Origin of the sequence: Desulfurococcus sp. (assembly GCF_049970475.1) — an archaeon.
Classification (GTDB): Archaea; Thermoproteota; Thermoprotei_A; order Sulfolobales; family Desulfurococcaceae; genus Desulfurococcus; species Desulfurococcus amylolyticus.
This window is the reverse complement of the sequence record NZ_JBMFMW010000040.1, coordinates 1-9,855: the sequence shown is the minus strand read 5'-3', so window position 1 is coordinate 9,855 and position 9,855 is coordinate 1. Positions and strand designations below refer to the sequence as shown.

At 45.7% G+C, this 9,855-nt stretch carries 6 protein-coding genes and 1 tRNA gene; 4 read left to right on the top strand and 3 right to left on the bottom strand.

Going from position 1 to position 9,855, the window contains the following annotated elements; genetic code table 11:
* Positions 1-91 precede the first annotated feature (91 nt).
* The 3 genes from ACP5N5_RS03665 to ACP5N5_RS03655 form a co-directional block, all read right to left on the bottom strand.
* Positions 92-1,984, bottom strand: a complete 1,893-nt coding sequence (locus ACP5N5_RS03665; protein WP_428133042.1) for a phosphoenolpyruvate carboxykinase (GTP) — start codon at positions 1,982-1,984, stop codon at positions 92-94.
* 104 nt (positions 1,985-2,088) lie between these two features.
* Positions 2,089-2,658, bottom strand: a complete 570-nt coding sequence (locus ACP5N5_RS03660) for a DUF99 family protein (RefSeq protein ID WP_428133040.1) — start codon at positions 2,656-2,658, stop codon at positions 2,089-2,091.
* A 17-nt stretch (positions 2,659-2,675) separates the two neighbouring features.
* Positions 2,676-3,860, bottom strand: a complete 1,185-nt coding sequence (locus ACP5N5_RS03655) for a Cdc6/Cdc18 family protein (RefSeq protein ID WP_042666802.1) — start codon at positions 3,858-3,860, stop codon at positions 2,676-2,678.
* A 151-nt stretch (positions 3,861-4,011) separates the two neighbouring features.
* Here ACP5N5_RS03655 and ACP5N5_RS03650 point away from each other — a divergent pair.
* From ACP5N5_RS03650 to ACP5N5_RS03635, 4 genes are all read left to right on the top strand, one after another.
* A tRNA-Ala gene (locus tag ACP5N5_RS03650) sits at positions 4,012-4,085 on the top strand.
* A 125-nt stretch (positions 4,086-4,210) separates the two neighbouring features.
* Entirely contained in the window at positions 4,211-4,462 is a 252-nt protein-coding gene (locus ACP5N5_RS03645; RefSeq protein WP_012609043.1) for a DNA-directed RNA polymerase subunit H, read from the top strand.
* Positions 4,463-4,521: 59 nt separating this feature from the next.
* Positions 4,522-7,971, top strand: a complete 3,450-nt coding sequence (locus ACP5N5_RS03640; protein WP_428133048.1) for a DNA-directed RNA polymerase subunit B — start codon at positions 4,522-4,524, stop codon at positions 7,969-7,971.
* 71 nt (positions 7,972-8,042) lie between these two features.
* A partial coding sequence (locus tag ACP5N5_RS03635; RefSeq protein ID WP_428133045.1) for a DNA-directed RNA polymerase subunit A' occupies positions 8,043-9,855 on the top strand: 1,813 nt, incomplete at its 3' end.

Below are 9,855 nucleotides of genomic sequence, written 5' to 3'. Positions count from 1 at the left end.
AGAGCGGCGGGCTTTTAACCCGTAGGTCCCGGGTTCAAATCCCGGCGGGCCCGCATTACCCGCCTTAAACCGGTGAACCATCTTTTTCCTTTCATCTCCTATCTAACTTGGACGGTGGGATCAATGAGCCATATTTATCCAGTGCCTGCTTAAGCCTTCTCTTATGCTCTAATAATGTGTCGAAGAATAACCTGGGTGTTTCAGGTGTTTTCTCATAATATATCCTATATATTCTCTCCGCTTTCTCGAGGTGCTTACCCACCCTTATCGTGAAGAGTTTCTCATATAGCTCCACGGGAAACTCCTTATTGAGCTCCCTCCTGAATAATTCAGCCAGGTCATCATACAACGGTATAAAGCCTGTAGGAGTCTCCAATGCATCCACGTCATTGTTTGCCCTGAGCTCCATCCATTTTAACCATACTCTTTTATCCACTTTCTCAGTCAGGTACCTTCCTTTATCATCCCTGAGGAAGTAGTTGACACCATATATCCTCGGCTCTCTGGTTAATTCCTCGCCGAATTTAAAGTGTAGGTTTATGAAGTCCCCTGGTGATATTGAGAGGAAGTCCAGTATAGCAAATGGATTGAACTCTCTTTCGCCGGCCTTGCCGAGCACAGCCGTGGTTCTCTCGGATTCCAGTGATGCAGCCTTTGTGACTATTCCATGAACCCAGTTAAACGCCTCCTCCACAGGCACCCATGTATCTGAGTCTCTTCCGCCAAAGATCATACCGTGAACCGGTACACCCATAGGGTCATTTATCCTGGGGTCCACCTTACTCAGGTAGAATATACTGGTTGTGAACCTGGCGTTTGGATGAGATGGTGGTACAGGCTTACCCTTTTCATCCAGTTTACCCGGCCACCATTCGCCGGCATAGTTTATTCCCTTCCTGGGCTCACTAGTCTTACCATTCCACCATACTTCACCGTCTTCTGTTAGAAGGACATTTGTAAATATGACCTCTGTATCCCTAGATGTAAGTATACTATATATCTCGGGGTCATCCACGGGGTTGACTCCATCAATTATTCCAAACATGCCTACTTCAGGGTTCACTCCCCTTGCCTCACCATTAACGTTTCTTATTATTGCTAAATCATCCCCGACCACGGTATCAGCTATTAATGCTGTAGAGGTCTTACCGCATCCAGCTGGGAATGCGCCCGTGAAATATGATACTCTATCACCCGGCCCCTTGACTCCAACTATGAACATATGCTCGCAGAGCCATCCCTCCCTGTACCCCTGGTAGACGCAGAGCCTTAATGAGAGCTTCTTTAATCCCACTGTGTTTCCAGCATACTGGGTGTTAACGCTGTATGTCATATTCTCCAACAGATCCACGTAGATCCTTCTCTTCGACACATTCTTACTCCATCCATACTCGTTTAATTCTCCTGTACTATGGAGGAACCTCATGTATCTTAGTGACTCGCCTTTCTCAACAAATACATCGTAGCATACCCTGTAGAGTATATTCTCACTATGCATGACATACGCTGAATCAGTCACCTGAACACCGTAGAGTGTGAACGATGAATCTTTTGGACCGAAGCAGTAGAACCCTATATACATCTCCTTACCCTTCATTATACCCTTATATATCTCCCTAAGTTCCCTCAAGCCCTCCTCTCTATCCCTGGTATTAATCATCGAGATAGATGTACCACCCACAGTGAGAATCCTAGTATTCTCCCTATCCCTTGCTAAATCAAACACGCCATCGAAGTGAACCGTGTGGAGCGGATTGTATTTACTGGGTATCTCCTCTCCTTTCTCAATAGCCCGTCTCCTAATATACTCTAGATCCTCCTTTGTACCAGTGTTAACGAATATGGAGCTGGGCTCGAGAAGCTCCGCAACCTCTGTAATCCATTCAATGAGTTTTCTATTATTTATCCTCGAGATTCTCTCAATGGATTCTCTGCTAGCATATCTGGAGAGACGGGTAAGCATATCATTCATGTAAGTATCCATATATGTTCCCCGTATCATAATATATTTACAAAACTAATAAAACATCTGACCTCATCCCTGTCCTAAAGGGCGAGGCTTTCGGTTGTAACCCGTGTTCCCCTGGACTAGGAGATGAATAGTTTCGAGAGAGAGGACGCTATCTTATCAGCTATTCTAAGGGGCTCTGGCTCAGGGCTATATATACATACATGCCTTAAGACTCTTACTACCCTACCTAGATCTATTCCCACAGCCATTACCTGTATTATTCTCCACTCCGTCTCAATTGGGATAAGACTCTCATAATAATTCCTCACCACCCTAAACCTTTCCTCCCCATCTGGGAAATGCTTTAGCAATGCTGACCTAACCCTCTCAAGGTTTAAGGGATATAGTTGAACCGCTACAACGGGCTTCCCTGTTTCGCTGTGAAGTAGAAAGGGATCTACGACATCGAACCCTGCATAAGTTACGCCGTCAAGCATTATGAGTTCACCGTTTAGAAGCCCCGACATCTCCACTATCCTCTTATATGTTTCTCCACCGTCGACAAGTACTCTTGAAACAGCTATATCGAGAACTCTGAAACCACTGGTTTTAACCCCTACTATAAAGGTGTCTCCCCTCCCGCCCTTGAATTCGGGAGGGAAAAACCCGTCGTCATAGGCCTCTATGATACAACAGTGTTTAGTCATTATGAAACACTTGAGGGCTATGCTTCAACATCCTTTAATGCATCCTTAATGACTGGGAGCATATCCTTTCTTATCTTTATTATCCTCGTGATACCATATTTGCCTCTATTAACCACCTCTGAGATAATCAGTCCCATCATATCTAGTTGTGAAATAATCTCACTGATCCTGCGCAGAGAGAGCGGCTCGTATTTAAGGTTCCTCATTATATTGGAGTATGCTGTATATACTTCCCCGGTTGTCGTGGATTCCTTGGCCTCAACAAGCTCCACTATCTTCTTCAACACGAGCTTCTGGTGAAGAGGTAGCGTGACGACGCTCTGATATATCCTGCCCTCCTCGATCTCAAGGGTGGCTTTCTTCACATGCTCTATTGTAACCCTCTCAGCACCTTCTCTTTCAGCTATTTCACCGGACACTCTGAGTAAATCCAGCGCTCTCCTGGCATCTCCGTGTTCTCTCGCAGCCAGGGCTGAACAGTATGATATCACACCATCCTCTATTACGCCCTGATTGAACGCTAGTTCAGCCCTCTGCTTCAATATGGTGAATAATTGCTCGGCATTATATGGCGGGAAAACCATCTCTATCTCCCCCATACTAGACCTAACCCTTGGATCAAGGTTCTCGACGAAGTTGACGTCGTTTGTTATACCGATCAAGACTATCTTAGCCTTGCTTAATTCCTCATTGGCTCTCACAAGCTTGTATATTAGATCATCTCCTTCACGCTTAACATAGTAATCCACCTCGTCTAAGACGATTATGTGGAGGCCTCCCCAGCTATCCAACGCATTAATATATCTTCTATATACTTCACTTATCGCTAGCCCGGTGTGGGGCACCCTTAACCCGATGCTTTGAGCTATACTAGCTATCACCCTATAGGTTGTGTCAAGCTTCCTCGTGTTAACATAAGCGTAGTCAAGCCTCTTATTCAATGATGATGCCTTCTCCTTGAGCTTGGATACGACATACTTCACCACAACGGTTTTACCAGTACCTGTTAAACCATAGATTAGGACATTACTGGGCCTCATACCCTGTGCAGAAACAAGAAGATGCTCTGCAAGCCTCCTGATCTCGTTTTCTCTATGGGGCAGAGTATCAGGTATGTAGTCTGGGTGGAGGACCTCTCTGTTCCTAAATATCCTTGATGCAAATCCTCGCTTCCTAATGAGCTCGTCGATGATATCAGCCAAGATACACACCCATAAGCTTTGATACGGTTAAACACTATAGCTATAAATAATACTAGACATCCCATATCTCCCTTCAAATATTTATTTTTTCCCTGAGAGCAACTGCCTAGGAAAATCTTAAAACCCCTTGAATCATTAATCTAAAAGCGGTGGGCCGGTAGCTCAGCCTGGAAGAGCGCTCGGTTGGCATCCGAGAGGTCCCGGGTTCAAGTCCCGGCCGGTCCACTTTTTTCCCAATAGTGGAAAAAATGAGTTGATATAATGGGCATTATCTTTAAAAATCGTTTAACGATTTCTAGAAATAGGTTTAGAAAAAAGTATAGAACATATATAGCTTTGGGTGTTTACTTATGAATAAGAAAATCAATATCCTGGAACACGAGTTAGTACCGAAGCATGAAACCCTAACACCAGAAGAGGCATATGAGGTATTGAAAAAGCTGGGCGTGGAGCCGTGGCAACTCCCGTGGATATCGATCAACGATCCAGTAATTAAAGCTATTGGTGCAAGGCCAGGCGATATTGTTAGAATAATAAGGAAGAGCCCTACAGCCGGAGAGTTCGTTACCTATAGGTATGTGATAGTTGATGTCACGAGGTGAATCCCTGATTGAATATTAGTAGTCAGGAAACACTGTCACCAGATGATTTATGGATTGTAATGAGAAAGTATTTCGAGGAAAAGGGGCTTGTTAGACAGCACCTGGATAGTTACGAGAGGTTTATAAAGGAGATCCTTCCATCCATCCTCGAGGAGTTCAAAGAAATAATAATAACGAATAAAATAAAACTCGTCATCGAGAAATACAGGATAGATTCTCCTAAATGGACCAGTGTAGAAGGGATAGAGGAGTCTAAAACCCCTATGGAGTGCCGCCTGAGGAATTTAACCTATGCTACCCCGATATATGTATCAGTAAGGATAGAGGATGAAAGCGGCTACACTAGGGAGCAGGAACTGAAGCTAATGGATCTACCCGTAATGTTGAAATCGAGCATCGACCCATTAAGTAAGCTAACACCACAGGAGCTTATCGAAAATGGAGAGGATCCCAGGGACCCAGGTGGCTACTTCATAATTAATGGAAGCGAGAAAGTTATAGTGGCCCAGGAGGATCTGGCAAGCAACAATATCATCGTCGATGTCATGCAGGAGGGAAGCAGCGTAACACATGTAGCTAAGGTAACCAGTGTGTCAAGAGGACGGAGGAGTCAACTAATTATTGAAAGGAGAAAGGATGGAGTCTTCTACGCTAGTTTCCAAGGACATAAGTTCCCAGCCCTTATACTGATGATCGCCCTGGGACTCGCCAGTGAGGCGGAAATACTATATTCCACTAGCCTGAAGCCGGAGATACAAACCTATCTACTCCCCTCCATACTCCAGGTACAGGAAATACTCCCCAAGCTGGAAATACCAGAGGGCGCTAGTGAGGAGGAGGTAAGGAGGCTCAAGGAGGAATACAGGAGGAAGGTTATAGAGGAGGCACTAGACTTCATTGCCTCGAAATTCATCATTGGGAGACCCAGGGAAGAGAGAATACTGAGAGCGGAGAGGCTCCTTGATGAAAGGCTTCTACCACATATAGGCATCGACTCTTCTCCTGAAACAAGGCTTAAGAAAGCCGTCTTCATAGGACAGATGATATCAAGGATAATAGAGCTGCAGCTAGATTATAGGGAGCCAGATGATAAAGACCATTATAGAAACAAGAGGCTGAAACTCGCCGGCGACATGCTTGCAGTGCTCCTAAGAGCTGCAATGATGGGTTTCGCTAGAGAGATAAAGGAAGGGATAGAAAAACAACTCGCTAAAACCAAGAAAATAGATTTAAAAATGGTGTTCAAGCCAAGCATAATAACGGATAGAATCCAACATGCGATGGCCACTGGAAACTGGCCCGGCGGCAGGACAGGTGTGAGCCAGCTACTTGATAGAACCAACATGCTGAGTACATTGAGCCACTTAAGGAGAGTTGTCTCCCCACTGGCAAGAGGGCAACCACATTTCGAGGCAAGAGAGCTACATGGAACGCAATGGGGTAGAATGTGCCCGTTTGAAACACCAGAGGGAGCTAACATAGGACTTGTTAAAAACCTGGCATTGATGACTAATGTTAGTGTCGGAATAGATGACAAGGAGATTGAAGCACTACTATACAGGATTGGTGTAGTACCTATCGTCTCAACGCGTACTATAGACGGGAAGATCCATAAGGGTCTCATAGATATGATTAGTGAGGATGTCTCTAAAGCCAGTGAAATAAGCGAGAAATACTCCGGATGGTGCAAGGTATTCCTGAATGGTAAACTAATAGGTTACCATAAGGATGGAGAGGAATTAGCAAGGACCATTAGATCGCTGAGGAGAAGCGGGAAAATAAGCAGCGAAGTCAATGTAGCTTACATAGGCAATAAATATATCAAGGAAGTAGTGGTAAACACTGATTCTGGAAGGATACGGAGACCATTAATAGTTATTGAAAACGGAGTACCCAAGCTGACAAGAGAGCATGTTAAATTACTCAGTGAAGGAAAACTAACCTTCGAAGACCTCGTCAAGCAAGGTATAGTAGAGTACCTGGATCCAGATGAAGAGGAAAACGCCTATATAGCGCTGCAACCCAGTGATGTCACGGCTGAACATACACACCTGGAAATATGGATACCCGCGATACTTGGAATAACCGCCTCGATTATACCATACCCAGAGCACAACCAGAGTCCTAGAAACATGTATCAGTCGGCAATGGCTAAGCAAAGCCTTGGATTATACGCGGCGAACTTCCAGAGAAGAATGGATACAAGAGGACACTTCCTACACTATCCCCAGAGACCACTGGTAGAGACACGAATGATGAATGTGATAGGCTATAATGAGAGGCCAGCTGGGCAAAACATGGTTGTCGCTGTCTTAACGTACACCGGATACAACATGGAGGATGCATTGATAATGAATAGGAGTAGTGTTGAAAGGGGATTAGCAAGGTCCACGTTCTTCAGGCTATACACGACCGTTGAGTACAAGTATCCTGGAGGAATACAGGATGAGATAACTATTCCATCAACCAATGTAAGGGGATATAGGGGGCAGAAGGCGTATGAGAAACTAGAGGAAGACGGGATCGTGGCCCCTGAAACACAGGTGTCAGGCGGGGATGTATTAATAGGTAAGGTCAGCCCTCCTAGATTCCTCAGTACCCAGGAATACGAAGCAGGGGGACTCACACGTCAGGATACAAGTATAGTCATGAGGCATGAGGAAAAAGGTATAGTTGACACCGTTTTAATCACAATGGATAGCGAGGGGAATAAGCTAATAAAGGTTAGGGTAAGGGATCTCAGGATACCGGAGCTAGGAGATAAGTTTGCATCCAGGCACGGGCAGAAAGGAGTACTCGGCTTGCTGCTACCACAATACGATATGCCTTTCACGGAGGAAGGCATAACGCCGGACCTGATAATTAATCCACATGCATTCCCAAGCAGAATGACCGTAGCCCAGTTGATGGAGAGCATAGCTGGGAAAGCAGCAGCCCTCGAGGGACGCATCATTGATGGAACCCCCTTCTATAAGACCCCTATAGAAGACCTCCAGATAATACTGAGGAGACATGGTTATCCGTATACAGGCGAGGAGGCAATGTACGATGGTCGCACAGGGGAGCTAATCAAGACACCGGTGTTTATAGGTATAGTATATTATCAGAAACTACACCACATGGCAAGCGATAAAATACATGCCAGAGCCAGGGGGCCAGTCCAAATACTAACCAGGCAACCCACTGAAGGCCGTTCAAGGGCCGGTGGATTAAGATGGGGTGAGATGGAGGTTGACTGCCTTATTGGGCACGGTTCTGCATTGTTACTCAAGGAGGCTATGACGGATAGAAGTGACTCAACTATAATTTATGTATGCGAGCTATGCGGCTCGATGGGTTGGTATGATAGAAACAAAGGTAAATTCGTGTGCCCAATACATAAGGAGAAAGGAGTATTGAAACCCGTTGAGGTCTCATACGCGTTTAAACTACTGCTTCAGGAGTTAATGAGCATGGGCATAAGGCCTCGTCTACTAATTGAGGACATTACAAGGGGTGGTGGTAAGTGAGCTCAAAGATAGTTACCAATAGGATATCACGTATAAAATTCGGGATACTCTCGCCAGACGAGATAAGGAAGATGAGTGTTACCCAGATTTTCTCCTCCGAGGTATATGATAACGATGGCTCCCCTATAGATGGCGGCGTAATGGATAGGAGACTAGGAGCTATCGAGCCCGGTGAAACATGTCCAATCTGCGGTAATACAAGGGATTCATGCCCAGGTCACTTCGGACATATAGAGCTAGCTAAACCCGTTATACACGCTGGATTTGCAAAGCAGATACTTATATATTTGAAGGCGACATGTAGAAACTGCGGGAGACTCAAGATACCGGAGGAGGAGAAGGGCGAGTACTTGAGGTTGTTAAGCGATCTCCAGGAACTCGGAGCGCCCTACTTAATTAAGAGGTTCCACGAATACATTAGGCGGAGGGCGAGCACAGCGGATACATGTCCACATTGCGGTGCCAAGCAGTACAAGGTAAAGTTGGAGAAGCCCCACACATTCTATGAACAAACCGAGAGAGGGCTCTTAAAGCTAACACCAAGCGAGGTGCGTGGAAGACTCGAGAAGATACCGAATGACGATGTGAAACTACTTGGCGGAGACCCGAATGATACCAGACCCGAATGGATGGTTCTAACAGTACTACCAGTACCCCCTAGAAGCGTGAGACCATCAGTACTCTTAGAGACAGGCATAAGAAGCGAGGACGACTTAACACATAAGCTTGTTGACATAGTAAGGATAAATAACAGGCTCAGGGAGCATGTTGAGGGGGGAGCACCAAGCGCGATCATAGAGGATGAATGGGAACTACTTCAATACCATATAACCACGTACTTTGACAACGAGGCCCCAGGATTACCGGTTGCTAAGCATAGAAGTGGAAAGACATTGAAGGGTATAGCACAGAGGCTGAAGGGCAAGGAGGGAAGGTTCAGGAATAACTTAAGAGGTAAGAGAGTAGATTTCTCGGCTAGAACCGTTATAAGTCCCGATCCAAGCCTAAGCATAAACGAGGTCGGCGTTCCCGAGGACGTTGCCAAGATACTCACAATACCGGAGAGGGTGACGCCGTGGAACATCGAGGAAATGCGTAAGCTGGTGTTGAATGGACCAGAGAAATGGCCTGGAGCAAACTACATAGTGAGACCGGATGGGAGGAAAATAAGCCTGAAATTCGTGGATAGGAAGGCAGCTGCTGAATCACTGGAGTCGGGCTTCATAGTAGAGAGGCATTTAATGGATGGAGATATAGTATTGTTCAATAGGCAGCCATCATTACATAGGATATCTGTTATGGCTCATGTTGTAAGGGTCTTACCATATAAGACGTTCAGGCTGAACCTACTCGTATGCCCACCATACAATGCCGATTTCGATGGAGATGAGATGAACCTACATGTACCTCAAAGCGAGGAGGCCAGGGCTGAGGCAAGGCTACTAATGTTGGTTGAGAGACATATTCTCACACCACGTTACGGAGGCCCTATAATAGGTGGTCTACAAGACTATATAAGTGGAGCATATATCCTCACCAGCAAGACCACACTGCTGGATAAAGACGATGTAGTAGACCTACTCTCTTCGACAGGTTATAAGGGCGAGTTACCTGAGCCTGCAATCTTAAAGCCCCGCGCTCTCTGGACCGGTAAACAGCTTGTCTCCTTATTCCTCCCAAAGGACTTCAACTACAAGAGGAACTCGAAGATCGGGAGCGCTGCAGCATTAAGGTGTATTGATGAGGATTGCCCCCACGACAGCCTCGTAATAATCAGGAACGGCGTACTACTTGAGGGCGTACTGGATAAGGCGAGTATTGGGAGGGAGGAGCCAGAGAGTCTAGTTCACTGGCTTATAAAGGAGTATGGTGAAGACTACGGGA

What these genes read in the sequence shown, in the direction of transcription:
- ACP5N5_RS03640 (WP_428133048.1), top strand. Translation starts at nt 4,522, where the DNA reads ATGAGAAAGTATTTCGAGGAAAAGGGGCTTGTTAGACAGCACCTGGAT.
- ACP5N5_RS03665 (WP_428133042.1), bottom strand. Translation starts at nt 1,984, where the DNA reads ATGGATACTTACATGAATGATATGCTTACCCGTCTCTCCAGATATGCT.
- ACP5N5_RS03660 (WP_428133040.1), bottom strand. Translation starts at nt 2,658, where the DNA reads ATGACTAAACACTGTTGTATCATAGAGGCCTATGACGACGGGTTTTTC.
- ACP5N5_RS03645 (WP_012609043.1), top strand. Translation starts at nt 4,211, where the DNA reads ATGAATAAGAAAATCAATATCCTGGAACACGAGTTAGTACCGAAGCAT.